The following is an 18186-nucleotide window of genomic DNA, read 5'->3' as shown; positions in this document are numbered from 1 at the left end:
GTTCTGCCAAGAAACACTTGTCGCCCGGCAACCTTTTCCATATGACAACCGCGTCAGAAGTTGGCGGAAGGCCAGCTCCGCCACAGCTGGTCCTGTAACGCCATGTCGCACAACACGTTCGGTCACCTTTTCCGCGTCACCACCTGGGGTGAAAGCCATGGCCCGGCCCTCGGCTGCGTGGTCGACGGCTGCCCGCCCGGCGTCCGTTTCACGCTTGCGGAAATCCAGGCCTGGATGGACAAGCGCAAGCCCGGACAGTCCCGGTTCGTGACGCAGCGGCGCGAGGACGACATCGTCAAGGTGCTCTCCGGCGTGATGCTGGACGCTGACGGCGAGACGATGATCTCGACCGGCACGCCGATCTCGATGCTGATCGAGAATACCGACCAGCGCTCCAAGGATTACGGCGAGATCGCCCGCCGCTACCGTCCCGGCCATGCGGACTATACCTACGACGTGAAATACGGCATCCGCGATTATCGCGGCGGTGGCCGTTCCTCGGCCCGCGAGACGGCTGCCCGCGTCGCCGCCGGGGCGCTTGCCCGCAAGGTCGTGCCGGGCTTGAATATCCGCGCCGCGCTGATCCAGATCGGCAAGCATAAAATAGACCGCGCCAACTGGGACTGGGATCAGATCGGCCAGAACCCGTTCTTCTGCCCGGACGCCGCGATGGTGCCTGTCTGGGAAGACTATCTCGACGGCATCCGCAAGGCGGGTTCCTCAATCGGCGCCGTGGTCGAAGTTATCGCGGAAGGTGTGCCCGCCGGCCTCGGCGCGCCGGTCTATGGCAAGCTCGATCAGGATATCGCCAGCCTTCTGATGTCGATCAACGCCGTCAAGGGCGTCGAGATCGGCGACGGTTTCGGTGTTGCAGAACTTTCCGGCGAGGAAGACGCCGACGAGATGCGCATGGGCAATGACGGCAAGCCCATATTCCTCTCCAACCATGCAGGCGGCATTCTCGGCGGCATCTCGACCGGCGAGGCTGTGGTCGCCCGCTTCGCGATCAAGCCGACCTCCTCCATTCTTACCGAGCAGCGCTCGATCGACGTCGACGGCAACAATGTCGAGGTGCGCACCAAGGGCCGCCACGACCCCTGCGTCGGCATCCGCGCGGTGCCGATCGGCGAGGCGATGGTTGCATGCGCAATTGCCGACCACTATCTCCGCGACCGGGCCCAGACGGGGCGAAATCTCTAGGAAACGACATTCATGGCCTATGATCAGAAGCGCGTCGTCGACGCCCTCCGCGCATTCGAAGCCGGCGAAATCGTCGTCGTCACCGACGACGACGACCGTGAGAACGAAGGCGACCTGATTGTCGCCGCAGTCCACTGTACGCCTGACAAGATGGCCTTCATCGTGCGCCACACGTCCGGCATCGTCTGCGCGCCGATGCCGCGAGAGGAGGCCAAGCGCCTCAACCTCAATGCCATGGTGGCGGAAAACGACAGCGCACATACGACCGCCTTCACCGTCACCGTCGACTTCAAGCACGGCACGACGACCGGCATTTCCGCCGAGGACCGGACGCTCACCGTCCGCAATCTCGCCAATCCGAATGTCGGGCCGAGCGATTTCGTGCGGCCCGGCCATATCTTCCCGCTGATCGCCCGCGAAGGCGGCGTGCTGATGCGCTCCGGCCATACGGAAGCGGCCGTCGACCTCTGCAGGCTCGCCGGTCTTCCACCGATCGGCGTCATCTGCGAACTCGTCAACGACGACGGTACGGTGACACGTGGCCAGCAGGTCACCGACTTTGCCGCCAACCATGGCCTGAAGCAGGTTTCCGTCGCCGATCTCATCGCCTATCGCCAGCGCAAGGAAACGCTGATCGAGCTGCAGACGGCATTTGACGTCGAGACGCCGCACGGCAAGGCGAAGGCGCATGCCTATTCGCTGCCCTGGGACCCGATGCAGCACGTGGCAGTGATCTTCGGCGACATCCGCGATGGCGTCGATATTCCGGTTCGCCTGCATCTCGAAAACGTCACCCGCGACGTGTTCGGCACGCAACGCTCGGTCGATCGTTACATGGCGAAAATCGAGGAAGAGGGTCGCGGCGTGATCATCTACCTGCGCGAAGGTTCGGTCGGCGTCGGCCAGAAGGATCATGGTCGCAAGCTGCGCCAGGACCAGGAGGGTCATGCCGAAGCCCAGGCCCGCGAGAGCGAATGGCTGGAAATCGGCCTCGGCGCACAGATCCTCAAGGATCTCGGCGTCACCTCGATCAAGCTGCTGACCCGCAGCGAGCGCCACTATGTCGGCCTCGAAGGTTTCGGCATCAAGATCGCCGAAACGGTGATCTGCTGATCGCCCTCAATCCTTAGGGTTGCAAAAGGTTTCGGACCGTTCCATCGTCGCTCGTTGTCGGGCGGCGATTTTTCGTGTACGGATAATAATTGAAGATCATTTGGGACGAGACGAAGAGGATTGTGAATCTCGAGAAGCATGGTCTCGATTTCGCCGATCTTTATTTCGAATTCTTCGCAACGGCGGTGACCACACCCGCCAAGAAGGCGAGATCCAAAGCTGTCGGCCGCCTGAAGGATGGAACGATCGTCGTGATATTCCTGGCGCTCGGCTCGGAAGCGATCTCGGTCATTTCGATGCGCCCTGCCCGAAAAGATGAGAGGAGCATGATCGAATGAACATCAAGCACGAAAAACAGAAAGAATTTCGCCCTGGTCGCGGATATACCAAAGAGGATTGGGACGCGGTCGACAGCCCACCACTGACCGCCGAAGAGATGGCGAGCATGCGGCCGTTCCGGGAAGTTTTCCCCGAGATGGCCGCGAAGATGGAACAGGCGATCGCCGCCCGTGGCCGGCCGAAACTTGAGGCGCCGAAGGTGGCCGTCACGCTCCGGCTCGATCCGGACGTGCTCGAAAAGTTCAAGGCGACGGGCAAGGACTGGCGGGCCAAGATGACCGAGGAGCTGCGCAAGGCAGCCGGGCTCTGAGACCGTCTACCGGCTGGCGGCGAGGATTTCCGCGATGAAGCGGTGAGCCTTGAGCGCATCCTCGCCGGTAACGCGCAGCGGTGTGCCGTTGCGGATCGCATCGACGAAATTCTCGATCAATGCCCGATGCATTTCGTGGCCAAAGGCCATCGGATTGGCCCCTGCCCCGCTGCCGGATTTCTCGCCGCCCTCCGTAATGGTCGTGCCGTCCGTGAAAGCCGCATCCAGCTTGGCGCCCGTAAAGACCGCGGTGCCTTTGGTACCGAGCAGCTCGATGCGTTCCGGCAGGCCAGGATAGGCGCAGGTGGTGGCGTTAAGCGTGCCGATCGCGCCGTTTTCGTAGGCGAAGGTCGCCGTCACCAGGTCTTCGGTTTCCATCGAATGGATCGGGCTGGTGCGGACGAAGGACGAGACGTCTGTCGGCGTGCCGGCGAAGCTCAGCAGCAGGTCGATCGTGTGGATGCCCTGGGTGAGCAGCACGCCGCCGCCGTCGCGCGCCATGGTGCCTCGGCCCTCGACGTCGTAGTAGCTCTGCGGACGCCAGTTGCGGATCGCGGCGGAGGCCTCGATCAACTGTCCCAGGCGGCCGGACCTGACGATCTCATCGAGCTTCATAGCCGCCGAGCGGAAACGGTTCTGCAGCACCATGGCCAGCAGCACGCCTGCATCCGTCGCGGCGCGGACGATTGCCTCGGAGCGCTCGAAAGAAATGTCGAGTGGTTTTTCCAATAGAATATGCTTTTTCGCCGTAGCGCATCGCTGGACGAGTTCCAGATGGCTGCTCGGCGGGGTGAGGATCAGCACGGCCTCGGTCGTCTTGTCCGCGAAGATCGCATCGAGATCACCGGTCACCGGGATCGGGTACTCGGCGGCGAATGCCTCGCGCCGGGCGGCGGTCTGGCTGAAGGCCGCGACGCATTCGATCCGGTCGGAAAGGTCGAGGAGGGCGCGGGCGTGGTGCCCCGCTGCCATGCCTAGCCCGATCATCGCCACTTTCAGTTTCGTCATCGTCCCCTCCCCTCAGGATCTGTTTTCAGCCGAGAACTTCGAGCGTGCGCATGATGCCGCGCAGTTCCGCCAGACCCTTCAGCCGTCCGATGCAGGAATAGCCGGGATTGACGCGTCTGCCTATGTCGTCGACGATCGCATGGCCGTGGTCGGGACGCATCGGGATCTGCCAATCGGCCCGGCCTTCGGCCTTGCGGCGCTTTTCCTCGGCCATCAGTGCCATGGTGACCCGCACCATGTCCGTATCCCCCTCCAGATGCTCGGCCTCGTGGAAGGAACCGTCGCCTTCCTTGGTGACGTTGCGCAGGTGGGCGAAATGGATGTCGGGGCCAAATTCCTTCGCCATGGCGACGAGATCGTTCTCGGGATTGGCGCCATAGGAGCCGGTGCAGAGCGTGATGCCGTTCGAGGGCGACTTCACGGCCGAGAGCAGCGCGCGTGCATCCGAGGCTTTGCAGACGACGCGCGGCAGGCCAAACAGCGGGAACGGCGGATCGTCCGGATGGATCGCCATCCTGACGCCCGCCTCTTCGGCAACCGGGATGATCTCGTTCAGGAACGTGAAGAGGTTTTCGCGGAAACCGCCTTCCTGCAGTTCCTTGTAGATATCCAGCATGCGGTTGAGGCTCTGCCGGTCGTAGACGAATTCGCGGGCCGGCACCCATTCGATCAGGTTGCGCTCGAGCCGGGCAAGATCGCTCTCGCTCGCCGTCTTCAGCCATGTTTCGGCCCTGGCGATACGGTCAGCAGGATGATCGGCCTCAGCGCCGGGCCGCTTCAGGATGAAGACGTCATAGGCGCAAAATTCGACGATATCGAAACGCAAGGCCGTGCCGCCATGCGGCATCTCGTATTCGAGATCGGTGCGGGTCCAGTCGGTGATCGCCATGAAATTGTAGCAGACCGTCCTGATGCCGGCCCTGGCGACTGCGCGGATAGACGCCTTGTAGTTGTCGATCAGCTCGCGGTAACGGCCGGTGCGGGTCTTGATGTCCTCGTGGACGATGATGCTTTCCACCACCGACCAGGTGAGCCCGGCCTCCTCGATGATCGCCTTGCGCTTGGCGACCTCGTCGTCAGGCCAGGCACGGCCGTCGTTGAGGTGATGTAGCGCGCTGACGATCCCCGTCGCGCCGGCCTGTTTCACATGCGAGAGCTTGACCGTGTCGTCCGGTCCGAACCAGCGCCAAGTCTGTTCCATCCTATTGTTACCTTATGCTTGTCAGCCGAGCCGCATGCCGGTGGCGGCATCGAAGACATGGCTGTTGGTGGGCGCGAGCGCCAGATTAAGCACTTCGCCGGTTTTGATGAAAAGCCGCTCACGCAGCTGCGCCGAGAATTTCTGGCCGTCGACGATGCCCTGCACAAAGGTTTCCGAACCGGTCGGCTCGATATTCGTCACGGTCATCGGAATGCCCTCGTTTCCGGAGGCGATGGCGAGGTGTTCAGGCCGGATGCCGTAGATGACCGCGGTGCCGGGGGGAGCGGAAGCTTCCGGGCCGAGCGGCAGGCGGACGCCATTTTCGGTCAGCACGGACTTACGATCTTCGGCCACTTTGCCGGCCAGGAAATTCATCGACGGCGAGCCGATGAAGCTGGCGACGAAGGTGTTGACCGGCCTGTCGTAGAGTTCCAGCGGCGCGCCGACCTGCTCGACGATACCATCCCGCATCACCACGATCCGGTCGGCCATGGTCATCGCCTCAATCTGGTCGTGGGTGACGTAGACGGTAGTCGTCTTGATGCGGGCGTGGATGTCCTTGAGTTCCGCGCGCATCTGCACGCGCAGCTTGGCGTCGAGGTTGGAGAGCGGTTCGTCGAACAGGAAAACCTTGGGGTTGCGGACAATTGCGCGGCCCATGGCGACGCGCTGTCTTTGACCGCCGGAGAGTTGCTTCGGGTAACGCTTGAGGTAATCGGTAAGCCCCAGGATACGCGCCGCGTCGTTGACCCGCTCGGCGATCTCCTCCTTGGATTTCTTGGCGAGCCGCAGCGAGAAGCCCATGTTCTCGGCAATGGTCATATGCGGGTAGAGCGCATAATTCTGGAAAACCATGGCGATGTCGCGGTTCTTCGGCTCGACCTCGTTGATGACGCGGCCGTCGATACGGATCGTGCCGCCGGAGATATCCTCGAGCCCGGCGATCATCCGCAGCAGCGTGGACTTGCCGCAGCCGGAGGGGCCGACGAGGACAACGAAGGCGCCATCCGGCACATCGACCGACACGCCCTTGATGGTCTCGAAGTCGCCATAGGCCTTGCGGACGTTCTGGATTTCAACGGAAGCCATGTATTTATCCTGAAACTGTTCGGGTTTGAGGCTTCAACCGATCTGCGGCGTGAATGGCTGCGAGCAGGCTGAGGCCGGTGTGATAGCCGGGATCGAGATCCGGCGTCGCGGGCACGAAATCGACCGGGCCGTCCTTGGTCATGGTCTGGTAGGCGATCGGCGGTGTGCCGCGCCAGTAGCGCTCAAAGAAGGCGGCATGCGCGGTCTTCCAGACGCTGAGGCTGGCGGCGCTACCGGTGCGCTCGTGTGCGAGAGCTGCCGATCGGATGGTTTCCGGCAGCGACCACCACGGGCAATAGGGGCTCTGCGCCTCACCGGTCTTGATGGACACCGTGAGCGTGATGCCGGGACCGACGAAGCCCTTTCGAAAGGAAGAAACGAGGATGCGTTCCAATTTGTCGATCAGTGCCGGATCGGCGGTGTCATCGAGATAGTCGAGCGCGAAGCCGACGAACTCGATGCCGTGGCCGACGTTGCAGCTGTCCTCGCCGGGCACATTGCGGAGCAGGCCGGTCGCAGCGTCGTAATGCCTGTCGATGACATGGGCGATGAAGCGGTCGGCAAAGGCGAGATGCGCTGTGTGGCCGGCGCGCTTCAGCATGCCGGCTGCACCGAGCAGGATCATGCGCGGACCGAAATCATTGGCCTGGACGGCGAGGCTATCGAGTGAGAGTGGCCGGCGTTCGTCCATCTGGAAACGGCCGGTTTCGATGGCAGTGATCACCCGGTCGAAATAGGCGAGATGGTCGGTAATATCCGGCAGGCCATAGCGGCTTGCCGCGGCCACCAGCCCCTTGGCCACGAAGGCGTCGGAATAGGTGTAGATCAGTGCCGGCTTTTCCTGGGTCTGGAGCATGTTCGCCTGATCGGCATAGACGGCCTGCATGTCGCGGTCGTAGCAGAAATAGGCGTGGCCATCCGGCTTCTGGAGGTTCGCCAACAGGTCATAGAGACGACGGCCGGCGGCATCGAGCTTTTCAGCTAAGGGCGGCAGTTCCTGCTGGAAGAACTCGGCATGGGTGACGACCGCTTCCAGTCCCCTTCCCTGGATCCAGCCATAGGTGTAATCCGGACCTCGAACACCGCCTTCCGCGCCATAGTCGTCCAGTGTCAGGCTGTTCTGCTTGGTGTTCAGGAACCCGCCGCCGAGCATCGGCCGCTGCAGCATCCAGTAGAGGGTGCCGGCATTGGCTGCGGCATAGGTGGTGCGGGCTTCTTCAAGGAAATCCATCGCCATCGTCACTCCTTGAGGCCGGTGCTGGCGACGCCCTGCACGAAGTTGCGGCGCAGGATGACGAAGAGCAGGATGGAGGGGATGAGGACCGTGGCGGAGGCGGCGCTGAGGCGCCCGAGATCGACGGTGAAGCCGGTCTGGAACAGCGCCAAGCCCACTTCGATCGTGTAACTGGTGCGGGTCGTCGCGACGATCATCGGCCAGGCGAAGGCGGTCCAGGCCTGGAAAAAGGCGAGGACGGCGAGCGCTCCAAGGGCGCCGCGCAAGAGCGGCAGGACGATGTGGAGGAAGATCCAGAACTCACCGGCGCCATCGATGCGGGCGGCTTCCAGCAGTTCGTCGGGAATCGAGTGGATGACGTTCTGGCGGATCAGGAAGATGCCGAAGCTCATCACCAGATAACCGAGCAGCAGGCCCCAGACGGAATTGAGGATGCCGAGGCTCTTGGCCTGGAAATAGAGCGGGATCATGTAGACCTCGAACGGCACGATGGCGGTTGCGAGGAAGAGTGCGAAGAGGATGTTCATCGTCCGGAAGCGGAATTTTCCGAAGATGTAGCCGGCAATCGCAGATGTCGCGACGATGGCGATGGTCGACATCACCGCAAAGGCGATGCTGTTGGCGATCCAGCGGAGCAGCGGCGTTTCGCCGAGCACGGCGGAGAAATTGGCAATCGTCGGGTCGCGCGGGATGATGGTCGGCGGCCACGAGAGCATTTCGGCGGGCGTCTTGAAGGCGTTCGCCACCAGGAAGACCAGCGGCAGGAGCATCAGGATCGAGACGACGATGAGGAAGACGTCGATCGCGAAGTTGATTGCGCGCTTCTTGCGGCGCAGGCGCACGCCCTCGGACAGCTCTTCAGTGGTGGGCTCGATATAATTCACAGAATTGGTGGTCATGCCTTGCCCCTTTCCCGCAGCGTCGAGAACTGGATGAGCGTCAGCCCCAGCACGATGACCAGGAGCACGACGGCTTCGGACGCCGCGTAACCGACGCGGTAATTGCGAAAGCTGTTTTCCAGCATGTCAAGAACCAGCACCCGCACCTGCCGTCCGGGCGCCCCTTGCGCATCGGAGGCGAGCACGAAGGCCTGGGCGTAGACGTTGAAGCCGGAAACCAGCGTTACGACTGAGACATAGAGGGTGATCGGTTTCAGCATCGGGATCGACAGGTACCAGAAGCTCTGCGGGCCGGAGGCGCCATCGAGCTTCGCCGCTTCATAAAGCGAGACCGGCAGGTTCTTGAAGCCGACGATATAGATCAGCACCGCGTAACCCAGCGCCTGCCAAGAGCAGAGCACGATGATGCAGATGACCGACAGAACCGGATCGAACAGCCAGGATTGCGCCGGGATGCCGAAAAAGGTCAGCAGCGCGTTCAGCGGCCCGAGGCGGGCATCAAAGATCCACTTCCAGGCCATGGCGGCGGGAACCAGCGACACGACATGCGGAATGAAGATCGCCGTCTCGTAGAAACCCGCCATCCGCGAGCGGGTGCGGTGGAAGATCAGCGCGGCGATGATCAGCGCCATCGGAATGGTCAGGATCAGCACGCCGAAGGCGATGATCGTCGTGTTGACCAGCGCATCGATGAACAGGTGGTCGCCCATCAGCTCGCGGAAATTCGCGAGGCCGACGAAGGGCTTGTTCTTCGACAGGATGTCCCACTTGAAAAGGCTGAGCCTCAGCGTGTCGGCGATCGGATAAAGCCGGACATAGGCAAAGACTGCCAGGGTCGGCAAAATCGCAAGGATCGCAAAAATCCATCTTTTGCGCTTCAGCATAAAGTTTGGCCTGTAGACAGCAGGGTTCGGCCGCGGCGCGGGTCGGACCCTGGATCCCCGTTTTAAGTGCCCGGAGCAATGATGCTCCGGGCCCATGCGATTGGCGAGTGGTGCCGGCGATTATTTCGCAGCCAGGCCTTCGCGGGCGAGGATGGTGTTCACTTCGTCGCTGGCCTTCTTGAGGAAAGCATCGATCTTGGCATCGTCGCCGGCAAGCGAGGCGTCGCCGAAAGCGGCGACGAGCTGGGCGGCAACGCGGGTCAGAATCTCTTCGATCGGGCCGATCGACGGCAGCGTGAAGAACTCGTAGCCTTTCGGATAGTCGACGAAGGCAGCAAACGCCGGTTGCTTGGACGTGACGGCCGAATAGTCGACACCCGAACGGTTCGGCAGCCAGCCGACGTTCTGGAGCAGCCAGACGAGGTTGTCCGGCGAATTGGCCGCCTTGGCGAATTCCCAGCCGACCTTGGCATCAGCGCCCTTGCCCGCGACATAGAGGTTGGTGGGCAGGGCGATGGAACCCTTCGGCAGCGGCGCGGTGGCGTATTTCAGGTCCGGCGCCTTTTTGGCGATGTCGCCGATCACCCAGGATTCGCGGATGAACATGGCGGTCTGGCCGCGCTCGAAGGCATCGGCATCGGCCGGCATTTCCGGGGTGACCGTCTTGGTGGTGAAGATGTTGGTGAGATATTGTTTCAGCGCCTTGCGGCCAGCTTCATTGGCGAAATTGGGCTTCCACTTGCCCTCGCCTGCGGGAACCAGGATGGCGCCGCCATATTGATGCATGTTGATCCAGAATTTCTCTGCAATGCCCTGGCCACCGCCCGAGAGACGCATGCTCCAGCCCGACACCGTCGCCTTGCCGGAGGCATCGCGCTTGGTCAGCTTCTCGGCATAGGTCGAATATTCCTCCATGGTCTTCGGCGCGGCCGTCAGCCCCGCAGCCTTGAACATGTCGGTGTTGTAATAGAGCGCGCCCTGGCCGCGGAAAAGCGGCACGCCGTAGATCTTGCCGCCCTGGCCTGCAGTATCGCTGAAGAACTTGTCGAAGTTCTTCGGGTCCTTCACGAAGGTCGAGATATCCGCCGGCGCTTCCGGCAGAAGATCGTTTTCAAGGTAACGGGTGGCGGTCGAGCCGGAGAGCTCGATCACCGTCGTGCCGTCCTGGCCGCCGGTAAGGCCGAGCGCGACGCGCTTTTCATGTTCGCGAAGGGCGATCGCCTCGACCTTCACCTCGAGTTTAGGATAAGCGGCCTTCATGCCCTGCGCGACATGTTCGTAGAACGGTGCCATTTCCGGATAACCGCTCCAGACCGTCAGCGTTTCGGCCGAAACGGTGGAAGCGCCCGAGAGAAGGGCTGCGCCGAATGCCGCGCTCACAAGCAGCGCGCGGGTCGAAATCCTGGTCTTTGCTGATCTGTTTTTCATGTCCCTGTTCCCTTGTTGTTGTTGACAAAAAGCTCTCATGCAACCGGTTGCGTGTCAAGCATCGGATCGTTTGTGATGGCCCATCGGCTCATGCGGCCTCGCTTCCACTGGAGGTCGCTTTCGCGAGTTCGATAGCGCAGGCCGCGAGCGCTTCGGCAGAGCCCGGAGCGAAGGTCGCCGCCACGCCGTAATAGCGGTGCGCCTCGTCGACTTCGTAGCCGCCGAACTGGAATTCGCTGGCCGGCGGGATGTAGCCGGGATTGTCGTCGGCAAAGCCGATGACGAAGGCCGGCGCGTCCGCGCCGAGTGCCGCACGGATGGTCAGCGCCGTCTCCGCAAAGATCTCGCCCGGCAGCGCGACGATCGGCACCCCACCCCAATCGAGCACGGTCACCCGCGCTGCCAGCGGCTCCGGTTCAAGCGGCGCGATGTCGCGTGCCCAATTGGCCCAATAGCCGAGCAGGTTTTTGCGGGCGGGTTCGGCGCTCAGGGCCTCGTCCCGCCAGCGGTTTTCGAGAATTTCGGAGGCTTCGGTCTCGCGGCGCGCGAAGGCGAGGCTGACGGTGCCGTTGCGAGCGCTTGATGTCTCTGAAACGGGCTGTTCGGCAGCGCCGAGCGCGGCCTCCGCGATCTTGCGGCCGATCCGTTCGGCGGCAGCAAAGCTGCGATCCGGGTTCGCGGCAAGCGAGATCGACGCATGCGCCGAGTGGCCGGTATTGGCGTCGCCGACGCAGCCGGTCATGAACAGGGCGACCGCGCCGGGATGAGCTTCTTCCAGCGCATGGCGAACGAAATGCGGATAATCCGCCGTCCAGAGGAGATTGTCGGCCGCCAGCACGACCGGATGGCAGGCATAGGCGGTGACGAGGGCGATCATGCTGCCATCCGCAGCGCGGATGCGAAGGAGCGGCAGGGAAGCATCCACGGGTCCGCCCGGATGGCGCCGATTGCGCGCAATCCCCGGATCACTTCCCTGCCCCACAGTGATCGTTGCCGGCCGGCGCGAGGCGGCGGCCTTGTCGATGGCTGCGACGCATGCGTCTTCCAGCCGCTCCAGATAGGTTGGATCGGCTGCGATGCTGAGCCGGCCGGCCATGGAGACCGGGCCACCGTGATTGTGGAGTGCTGCGACCACGACATTATCCGTCGGCAGGATGCAACGCTTACGGATCCGGGCGCTCGTCGCGGCATCGATGCCGATCACATCGGCGACGACGACCGCCGTGTCGCCGACCACCACGGCGCGCGCCGTCAGGGCATCATGGGCGCCTTTGGCCGGCAGGGTGCGTGCCGCAAAACCGGACATCGCAAGACCGGGCGGCGGGGTGATATCGACGATGGCGGCTCCGACCGGGATCATGCGCAGTGCGCCTTTTCGCCGTGGACCCAGGTTTCTCTGACCTTCAGTTCGCGCGCGCCTTCAGACCATTCGAAACGGATGAGATCGGCCCGGGCGCCGACTTCCAGCCGTCCCCGTCCGCCGACGAAGCGGCCAGGGTTTCGGGTGGCCAGCAGAAGCGTATCGGCAAGCGGGAGGCCCGCCATCTGCGACGCGATCGCGACATTGGCGGACAGCGGCAGGCTGGCGCCGGCGAGATAGGGCGTGCCGGCAACGCTGATGCGGCCTTCAGGCGAAACCTCGACGCGGCCGCCGACCGGCTGGTCATAGATGCCGGCCGGCATGCCGGCGAGCGCCACCATATCGGACACGAGGATCGCGCGACCCATGCCCTTGGCGCGCAGCATGGCCTTGAACGTATCGGCCGGCAGGTGCCAGCCGTCGGCGATGAAGCTTGCCGTCAGCCGATCGTCGGCAAGCTGCGCCCAGATGAAATTGGGATGGCGTGGCAGCATGGCGGCGGCGCCGTTACCGAGATGGGTGGAGAGAACCGCGCCGGCCTCTGCAGCCGCATGGATTTCCTCGGGCGTCGCGGCGGTGTGGCCGAGCGCCACGTGGACGCCTCTCGCCGTGAGAGTGCGGATATACTCGACGCTGCCCTCGTGTTCCGGCGCAAGCGTCACCATCGAGACCAGATTGCCGGAGGCCTGCTGCCAGCGGTCGAATTCCGCGATCGACGGCGGGCGGACATGCGCCAGCGGATGGGCGCCACGCGGACCGTCCTTGTCCGAGATCGACGGGCCTTCGACATGGATGCCCGGCACCATTTCGGCGATCAGTCGGTGGCCGGCGCGGATTCTTGCGATATCGGCGAGCGCCTGAAGGATGGAAGTCTCGGAGGCCGTGATGATGGTTGGCAGCCAGGTGGTCACGCCGACGCCCAGCATCTCCTCGCAGAGCGAAAGGAGGATGTTGGCGGTGACTTCGCCATTGTTCAGGTCGAAGCCGCGATAACCGTTGACCTGTAGGTCGATCAGGCCGGCGGAGATGTAACGCGGACTGGTATTTTCCGCCGGACGAATGGCGGCTATCGCGCCGTCGGCGATTTCGATCGCGATACCTTTGCCGGTGCGGGGATCGATACCGTCGACGACCATGGTCAGAGCGCCCTCACCCGGCCTTGAAAATTGGCGATGAAACGGCCGTTTGCCTCATCGCCGCCCGGCGCATTGCCGCTGCGCCACACCGGCGGCTCGATGCCGCGTTCGACAAGTTTGGCGACCGTGCGGATGACCAGGCAATTCAGCGTGAACGCATTGGCGAAAGTGGAGATCGCCGCGATGTTCTCGCCCATGCCCGGCACGGTCACGACCGCATCGCCGATCGGCACCTTGCAGTCGATGGCGATGTCGACGATGTCATGCAGGTTCTGCCTGGTCGGATGGCGGGCCGGATGGTCCGGCGAGGTTTTCGAGGCGTGTTCGCGGGAACTGACGCCGATCAGGAAGGTGCCGCGGCGTTTGGCTTCCAACGCCGCATCGATCAGCGCGGCATTGATGCCGTAGGCATTGACGAGGATCAGCAGGTCGGTGTCGCCGAGCCGCTGATTGGCGATGACCACCTTGCCGTAACCCGGCGTGCGTTCGATCGCCATGGAACGGAGCGCGCCGTTCGACAGAAGCGTGCCCTCGTCGAGAATGGCGCTGATATGCATCAGGCCGCCAGCGCGAAAAAAGACTTCCTGCGAGGCGAGATTGGAATGGCCGCCGGGACCATAGATATGCACCAGCCGGTCGGCGGCGATCTGGTCGGCGAGTTTTACCGCAGCCTGGTCGAGCGCGGCTTTCTCCTCCTCCAGGACCCGCCGCATCAGAGCTTGGGTCGAAGCAAGATAACCTTCGCAGAGCGCATCCGCATCGATGACGGGGTTCTCAGGCATCGGGGTCTGAATCCTTGTCGATATAGAGGGTGCAGGCGGCGTGGAAGCGCAGGACGCTGGCCGGGCATTCCGTGGTCAGCGGGCCGTAGAGCGTTTTCGAAACGGCATCGCGCTTGACGGCGCCCGGCACGACGCAGAACATCCGGTCGGCTCTGAGCAGGCGCGGCACCGTGAGCGTGATTGCCTCGTGGGGCACGGACGCGAGGTCGGGGAAACAATCGTCGTCGACCTGCTGCTGGCGGCAGATGTCGTCCAGTTCGACGATCTTGACGTCCAGCGGATCCTTGAAATCGGCGACCGGCGGGTCGTTGAAGGCGATATGGCCGTTGACGCCGATGCCGAGGCAGACGAAATCGACCGGCGCCTCGTTCAGCAGGTCGGAATAACGGCGTATCTCGGCGCCCGCATCCGGCTCGGGAGTGATGCGGTGCACGGCGGCGAACGGCAACTTGGCGAACACATGTTCGTCCAGCCAGTTGGCGAAACGCGCCGGCGAGGAGGGCGAAAGGCCGATATATTCGTCCATGTGGAAGGCGGTGACGCGGCCCCAGTCGATGCCCGGCACGGCGCAGAGCGCCTTCAGCATGTCGGCCTGGCTGGGGGCGGCGGCAAAGACCATGCGGACTTCCGTCTGGTTGGCGAGGCGCTCGGTCAAGGCGGCGGCAATGTCGGCCGCCGCCGCGGCGCCCATCTCGGCCCGTGTTGCAAAGCTTTCGACCGAGAGGCGGTCGAAGGTCCGCCGCGTTTCCGGCGAAGGACGATGGGCGGTGGCGAGGTTCAACGCGGTCTCCATGTCTGCAGGGTCGCACCGGCAGGCGGGCTTCGCCTCGCCGCATCCGTTGCAGGTCCCTTATCTGCAGCAAAAGACTTCCATGCAACCGGTTGCATGTCAAGTGGATGAATGTCAGTCTTCGCGTCAGAATTGATAGCGCTGCGGACTTCATGCTAAGTGCCAGGACAAACGGGCGAGTTCTCAATTTCCATGATCAAGCGGACCAAGGGCGTCACCATCAGCCAGGTCGCCGATGCGGCAGGCGTTGCGCGTTCCAGCGTGTCGCGCGCCTTCACGCGGCCGGACATGCTCTCCCCGGAAACCGTGACGCGGATCATGAAGGCGGCGGAAGCGCTGGGCTACGTGCCGAACCACACAGCGCGGGCGCTCAGCACCGGGCGGCACGGCAATGTCGGCCTGATCGTGCCCGATATCGCCAACCCGTTCTTTCCGCCGCTGATCCAGGCGGCCCAGCTCGAAGCGGACAGATCCGATTTCTGCATCTTCCTCGGCAATACAGAAGAAAACCCGAAGCAGGAGGACAAACTGGTCGGCCGGTTCGCGGGCCAGGTGGAAGGCCTGGTGCTCGCTTCCTCGCGCCTCTCGGACGAACGCATCCGCGCCCATGCGGGCCTCTTACCGCTGGTCTTGATCAACCGCGATATCGACGGCATCCCGCGGGTGCTGATCGACAGCGGCTCGGGCGTCCGGGAAGCCGTCGAACATCTCGCCAAGCTCGGACATCGCCGGATCGTCTATGTCAGCGGCCCTTCGAATTCCTGGTCGAACAAGCAGCGCCGTACCGCCATCAAGGCCGCAGCATCAAGGCTCGATATCGTCGTCGAAACGGTGCCGGCGGTGCTGGCGAGCTACAATTCCGGCCGCAACGCAGTGAGCGCGATCCTCGCCACCGGCGCCACGGCTGCCGTCGCGTTCGATGACCTGACAGCGCAAGGCGTGCTGGCAGGCCTTTCCGAAAAACGTGTCTCGGTGCCCGGCGATTTCAGCCTGATCGGCTGCGACGACGTGCTCGGCGCCGTCACCTATCCGGCCCTCACGTCGGTCTCCAACCGCTCGACCGAGGCCGGCCGGGTGGCCGTCTCGCTGCTCCTCGACATGCTGCAGTCGCGCGCCATCCGCGACGTGCGCTACGTGCTGGAAACGCATCTCGTGGTGCGCAATTCGACGACCGCGGCGCGATAGACGCGGGAACCTTGCCGTCGGGGGCCCGTTGGGAAGGATATCCGATCTTTCCACGGGAGGTTTCATGCCCAACAAGAACATGAAGAAGTGGTCGCGGGACGTGACCGAGCGCAGCGATGCCATGGATCTGAAGGATTTCGGCCGTGAACCGAAGCATTAAGATCACCCCACCGAGCCTCGACGCCGCTATGTCCGCCACTTCGATGACAGTCGAAACAATCCTGTTCGAATTCAGCGACTGGGTGCCGAACAACCCCGATCTGCCGGTGCTCGTCTATCGGCAGGCCATTCCGGCGGAGGGCGAGATGGCACCGAAGTTCGAAGACCGGTTCCAAGCCAATGGCTGGCAGGGCATCTGGCGCGACGGCGTCTTCGACTACCAGCACTATCACACCGGCGCCCACGAGGTTCTGGGGATCGCCGGCGGCCGGGCACGGTTGCTGATCGGCGGACCGGCTGGAGCCGAGCTCAGCGTCCATGCCGGAGACTGCCTGATTCTGCCGGCCGGCACCGGCCACAGGCGGATTGATGCGAGCCGAGATTTCATGGTGGTCGGCGCCTACCCGCCCGGACAGGACGCGGATATCCAGACCCGGCCGGCGAACCGGGCGCAGCTCGACACCATCGCGAACCTGCCGCTTCCAAAGACCGACCCCGTGGAAGGGGCCGACGGCACTCTTCTGCGGGCATGGTCGCGACACCGTTCCTAGAGTCTCCCCGCACGGCTGCCACTGCCTTCTGAATGGCAAGCTGCCCTCTGTTTTTCGAGTGGCGGAATGGGGTGTTTCCGGCCTGCAAATCGCTCATAAATCAGGCATCGAAACGCCGCGGCATAAGCGCGGCCATCGAGGCCATTAGATTTGAGCCGGACGCCGGCGAGGCATTTGACGACCCCAAAATTGTATGGCTACCTTATATTTTGGCGCGAGCGGGAGGAGACTGTTCGCGCCATCCCATTCCGGCCGCGCCCGCGATGTTCCGGACTGACTCTAGGAGGAGAGTGCAGTGAAGAAACTTCTAGCAGGCGCCCTGGCGCTGGTGTTTTCCGCATACATTCCGGGCGGCACTGCCACCGCCGCCGACGAATACCCGACCCGGCAGATCACTCTGATCGCCGGTTTCCCGGCCGGCAGCGGCGCGGACGTCTATGCCCGCTTCTTCGCCAAGAAGCTCGAAGAGCAGCTCAAGCAGACCGTCATCGTCGACAACAAGCCGGGCGGCCTCGGAAGCCTTTCGGTCGTCGCGCTCAAGAACGCCAAGCCGGACGGCTATACGATGCTGATCGGTTCGGCCGACCAGTTCACCGCGGCGCCCTACGTCTTCAACGCCCCGCCCTATGATCCGCTCAAGGACTTCGACTATGTCGCGCCGGTGTTCAGCCAGGCATTCATGATGCTGGTCAACGCGAAATCGCCCTACCAGAAGATTTCCGACCTGACCAAGGCGATGAAGGAAAAGGGCGCCAAGGGCTCCTACGCCACGTCGAACTTCCCGTCTGTCATCCTTGCCGAAATGTACAAGGCCAATACCGGCGTGCCGGACACACTTCAGGTGCGTTACAAGACGAGCGCCGACTCGCTCAACGACTTTGCGAGCGGAGCGATCGATTACATGGTCGGCGATCCGGTCTTCGGCCTTGCCCGCTCGCGTGACGGAACGCTGCGCGTGCTGGCCGTCAGCACGGCGAAGCGCATTTCCTCTGTCCCGGATATTCCGACCTTCGCGGAAGAAGGCGTGCCGAATGTCGACGTGCGCATCTGGTGGGTTCTCGCTGCGCCCAAGGGCACGCCGAAGGATATTGTCGACAAGATGCACAAGGTGATGACGCAGGTCACCACCAGCGAAGAAGCCCGCAAGTTCGTCGGCACCAATGGCGGCGAGCCGATGACGCTCGATAGCCCGAAGGCGACCCTCGACTACGCGACGATGGACACCAAGCGCTGGGAAGAGTGGGCCAAGATCGGCAAGATCGAAAAGCAGTAGGCTTCCAGACGCATGACCGTATCAGGAAGGCCGGAGCGATCTCCGGCCTTTTTCTGTTTCAGCGTGTCCGAAAATAGGGCCCAAGACGCCTCTCAGAAACAACTGCGGATTGATCATCTGCATCAACAGCTTCGCCGAAGATGCAGGCCCGAAGCGTGAGAAACCGCGTGAGTCAGGCAATTTTATCGGAACCAGCACCGCCGCTCGACAGTTAGACCGCAGAATTCGACGGCTCTAATCGACGG

Annotated in this window: 18 protein-coding genes; 7 read left to right on the top strand and 11 right to left on the bottom strand. The window is 63.1% G+C overall.

Features of this window, described 5'->3' with window-relative positions:
• Nucleotides 1-102 precede the first annotated feature (102 nt).
• The 4 genes from aroC (at nucleotide 103) to LZK81_RS05030 (ending at nucleotide 2962) form a co-directional block, all read left to right on the top strand.
• Nucleotides 103-1200, top strand: coding sequence for a chorismate synthase (gene aroC, locus LZK81_RS05045; protein ID WP_233955385.1), 1098 nt, complete (start codon nucleotides 103-105; stop codon nucleotides 1198-1200).
• A 12-nt stretch (nucleotides 1201-1212) separates the two neighbouring features.
• Nucleotides 1213-2313: a 3,4-dihydroxy-2-butanone-4-phosphate synthase gene (gene ribB / locus LZK81_RS05040; protein ID WP_233955384.1), complete on the top strand. Its 1101-nt coding sequence runs from the start codon at nucleotides 1213-1215 to the stop codon at nucleotides 2311-2313.
• Nucleotides 2314-2402: 89 nt separating this feature from the next.
• Nucleotides 2403-2651, top strand: coding sequence for a BrnT family toxin (locus LZK81_RS05035; protein WP_046625071.1), 249 nt, complete (start codon nucleotides 2403-2405; stop codon nucleotides 2649-2651).
• Nucleotides 2648-2962 (top strand): BrnA antitoxin family protein, encoded by a 315-nt coding sequence (locus tag LZK81_RS05030; RefSeq protein WP_046610988.1) that lies wholly within the window; start codon nucleotides 2648-2650, stop codon nucleotides 2960-2962. Before LZK81_RS05035 ends, LZK81_RS05030 begins: the two co-directional genes overlap by 4 nt.
• A 6-nt stretch (nucleotides 2963-2968) precedes the next feature.
• Here the strand turns inward: LZK81_RS05030 and LZK81_RS05025 are convergent, their stop codons facing one another.
• The 11 genes from LZK81_RS05025 to LZK81_RS04975 all read right to left on the bottom strand — a co-directional run bounded on the left by LZK81_RS05025 (nucleotide 2969) and on the right by LZK81_RS04975 (nucleotide 14764).
• On the bottom strand, nucleotides 2969-3970 hold the full coding sequence (locus LZK81_RS05025) for a Gfo/Idh/MocA family protein (RefSeq protein WP_046603454.1): 1002 nt from the start codon (nucleotides 3968-3970) through the stop codon (nucleotides 2969-2971).
• A 25-nt stretch (nucleotides 3971-3995) separates the two neighbouring features.
• Nucleotides 3996-5171 carry a mannonate dehydratase gene (gene uxuA, locus LZK81_RS05020; protein WP_046603453.1) on the bottom strand — a complete coding sequence of 392 codons (1176 nt, stop codon included), beginning with the start codon at nucleotides 5169-5171 and terminating at the stop codon, nucleotides 3996-3998.
• A 21-nt stretch (nucleotides 5172-5192) separates the two neighbouring features.
• On the bottom strand, nucleotides 5193-6260 hold the full coding sequence (locus LZK81_RS05015) for an ABC transporter ATP-binding protein (protein ID WP_233955383.1): 1068 nt from the start codon (nucleotides 6258-6260) through the stop codon (nucleotides 5193-5195).
• Between the two features lie 4 nt (nucleotides 6261-6264).
• Nucleotides 6265-7497 carry an AGE family epimerase/isomerase gene (locus LZK81_RS05010; RefSeq protein WP_233955382.1) on the bottom strand — a complete coding sequence of 411 codons (1233 nt, stop codon included), beginning with the start codon at nucleotides 7495-7497 and terminating at the stop codon, nucleotides 6265-6267.
• Nucleotides 7498-7499: 2 nt separating this feature from the next.
• Nucleotides 7500-8393 carry a carbohydrate ABC transporter permease gene (locus tag LZK81_RS05005; RefSeq protein ID WP_233955381.1) on the bottom strand — a complete coding sequence of 298 codons (894 nt, stop codon included), beginning with the start codon at nucleotides 8391-8393 and terminating at the stop codon, nucleotides 7500-7502.
• On the bottom strand, nucleotides 8390-9277 hold the full coding sequence (locus tag LZK81_RS05000; RefSeq protein WP_233955380.1) for a carbohydrate ABC transporter permease: 888 nt from the start codon (nucleotides 9275-9277) through the stop codon (nucleotides 8390-8392). Before LZK81_RS05000 ends, LZK81_RS05005 begins: the two co-directional genes overlap by 4 nt.
• Before the next feature lie 120 nt (nucleotides 9278-9397).
• Nucleotides 9398-10705: an extracellular solute-binding protein gene (locus LZK81_RS04995; RefSeq protein ID WP_233955379.1), complete on the bottom strand. Its 1308-nt coding sequence runs from the start codon at nucleotides 10703-10705 to the stop codon at nucleotides 9398-9400.
• 88 nt (nucleotides 10706-10793) lie between these two features.
• Nucleotides 10794-12065, bottom strand: a complete 1272-nt coding sequence (locus LZK81_RS04990; protein WP_233955378.1) for a neutral/alkaline non-lysosomal ceramidase N-terminal domain-containing protein — start codon at nucleotides 12063-12065, stop codon at nucleotides 10794-10796.
• Nucleotides 12062-13201 (bottom strand): N-acetylglucosamine-6-phosphate deacetylase, encoded by a 1140-nt coding sequence (locus LZK81_RS04985; protein WP_233955377.1) that lies wholly within the window; start codon nucleotides 13199-13201, stop codon nucleotides 12062-12064. Before LZK81_RS04985 ends, LZK81_RS04990 begins: the two co-directional genes overlap by 4 nt.
• A gap of 2 nt (nucleotides 13202-13203) precedes the next feature.
• Nucleotides 13204-13983: a sugar isomerase domain-containing protein gene (locus LZK81_RS04980; RefSeq protein ID WP_233955376.1), complete on the bottom strand. Its 780-nt coding sequence runs from the start codon at nucleotides 13981-13983 to the stop codon at nucleotides 13204-13206.
• Entirely contained in the window at nucleotides 13976-14764 is a 789-nt protein-coding gene (locus tag LZK81_RS04975) for a 6-phosphogluconolactonase (RefSeq protein ID WP_233955375.1), read from the bottom strand. The genes LZK81_RS04980 and LZK81_RS04975 overlap by 8 nt, the downstream gene beginning before the upstream one ends.
• Nucleotides 14765-14965: 201 nt before the next feature.
• Between LZK81_RS04975 and LZK81_RS04970 the strand changes: the two genes are divergently transcribed.
• From LZK81_RS04970 to LZK81_RS04960, 3 genes are all read left to right on the top strand, one after another.
• A complete protein-coding gene (locus LZK81_RS04970) occupies nucleotides 14966-15958 on the top strand; it encodes a LacI family DNA-binding transcriptional regulator (RefSeq protein WP_046603448.1) in 993 nt (330 codons plus the stop codon).
• Nucleotides 15959-16161: 203 nt separating this feature from the next.
• Nucleotides 16162-16668 (top strand): cupin, encoded by a 507-nt coding sequence (locus LZK81_RS04965; protein WP_233956472.1) that lies wholly within the window; start codon nucleotides 16162-16164, stop codon nucleotides 16666-16668.
• 295 nt (nucleotides 16669-16963) lie between these two features.
• Nucleotides 16964-17941 (top strand): Bug family tripartite tricarboxylate transporter substrate binding protein, encoded by a 978-nt coding sequence (locus tag LZK81_RS04960; protein WP_052753473.1) that lies wholly within the window; start codon nucleotides 16964-16966, stop codon nucleotides 17939-17941.
• Nucleotides 17942-18186 lie beyond the last annotated feature (245 nt).

The sequence above is a fragment of the Neorhizobium galegae genome, assembly GCF_021391675.1.
Classification (GTDB): Bacteria; Pseudomonadota; Alphaproteobacteria; order Rhizobiales; family Rhizobiaceae; genus Neorhizobium; species Neorhizobium galegae_B.
Note: the sequence above shows the minus strand (reverse complement) of the source record. Positions and strands in the feature narration are given on the sequence as shown.

Excerpts from the sequence above, each read along its gene's own strand:
- aroC (WP_233955385.1), top strand. The coding sequence starts at position 103 with ATGTCGCACAACACGTTCGGTCACCTTTTCCGCGTCACCACCTGGGGT.
- ribB (WP_233955384.1), top strand. The coding sequence starts at position 1,213 with ATGGCCTATGATCAGAAGCGCGTCGTCGACGCCCTCCGCGCATTCGAA.
- LZK81_RS05030 (WP_046610988.1), top strand. The coding sequence starts at position 2,648 with ATGAACATCAAGCACGAAAAACAGAAAGAATTTCGCCCTGGTCGCGGA.
- LZK81_RS05025 (WP_046603454.1), bottom strand. The coding sequence starts at position 3,970 with ATGACGAAACTGAAAGTGGCGATGATCGGGCTAGGCATGGCAGCGGGG.
- uxuA (WP_046603453.1), bottom strand. The coding sequence starts at position 5,171 with ATGGAACAGACTTGGCGCTGGTTCGGACCGGACGACACGGTCAAGCTC.
- LZK81_RS05015 (WP_233955383.1), bottom strand. The coding sequence starts at position 6,260 with ATGGCTTCCGTTGAAATCCAGAACGTCCGCAAGGCCTATGGCGACTTC.
- LZK81_RS05010 (WP_233955382.1), bottom strand. The coding sequence starts at position 7,497 with ATGGCGATGGATTTCCTTGAAGAAGCCCGCACCACCTATGCCGCAGCC.
- LZK81_RS05005 (WP_233955381.1), bottom strand. The coding sequence starts at position 8,393 with ATGACCACCAATTCTGTGAATTATATCGAGCCCACCACTGAAGAGCTG.
- LZK81_RS05000 (WP_233955380.1), bottom strand. The coding sequence starts at position 9,277 with ATGCTGAAGCGCAAAAGATGGATTTTTGCGATCCTTGCGATTTTGCCG.
- LZK81_RS04995 (WP_233955379.1), bottom strand. The coding sequence starts at position 10,705 with ATGAAAAACAGATCAGCAAAGACCAGGATTTCGACCCGCGCGCTGCTT.
- LZK81_RS04990 (WP_233955378.1), bottom strand. The coding sequence starts at position 12,065 with ATGATCCCGGTCGGAGCCGCCATCGTCGATATCACCCCGCCGCCCGGT.
- LZK81_RS04985 (WP_233955377.1), bottom strand. The coding sequence starts at position 13,201 with ATGGTCGTCGACGGTATCGATCCCCGCACCGGCAAAGGTATCGCGATC.
- LZK81_RS04980 (WP_233955376.1), bottom strand. The coding sequence starts at position 13,983 with ATGCCTGAGAACCCCGTCATCGATGCGGATGCGCTCTGCGAAGGTTAT.
- LZK81_RS04970 (WP_046603448.1), top strand. The coding sequence starts at position 14,966 with ATGATCAAGCGGACCAAGGGCGTCACCATCAGCCAGGTCGCCGATGCG.
- LZK81_RS04965 (WP_233956472.1), top strand. The coding sequence starts at position 16,162 with ATGACAGTCGAAACAATCCTGTTCGAATTCAGCGACTGGGTGCCGAAC.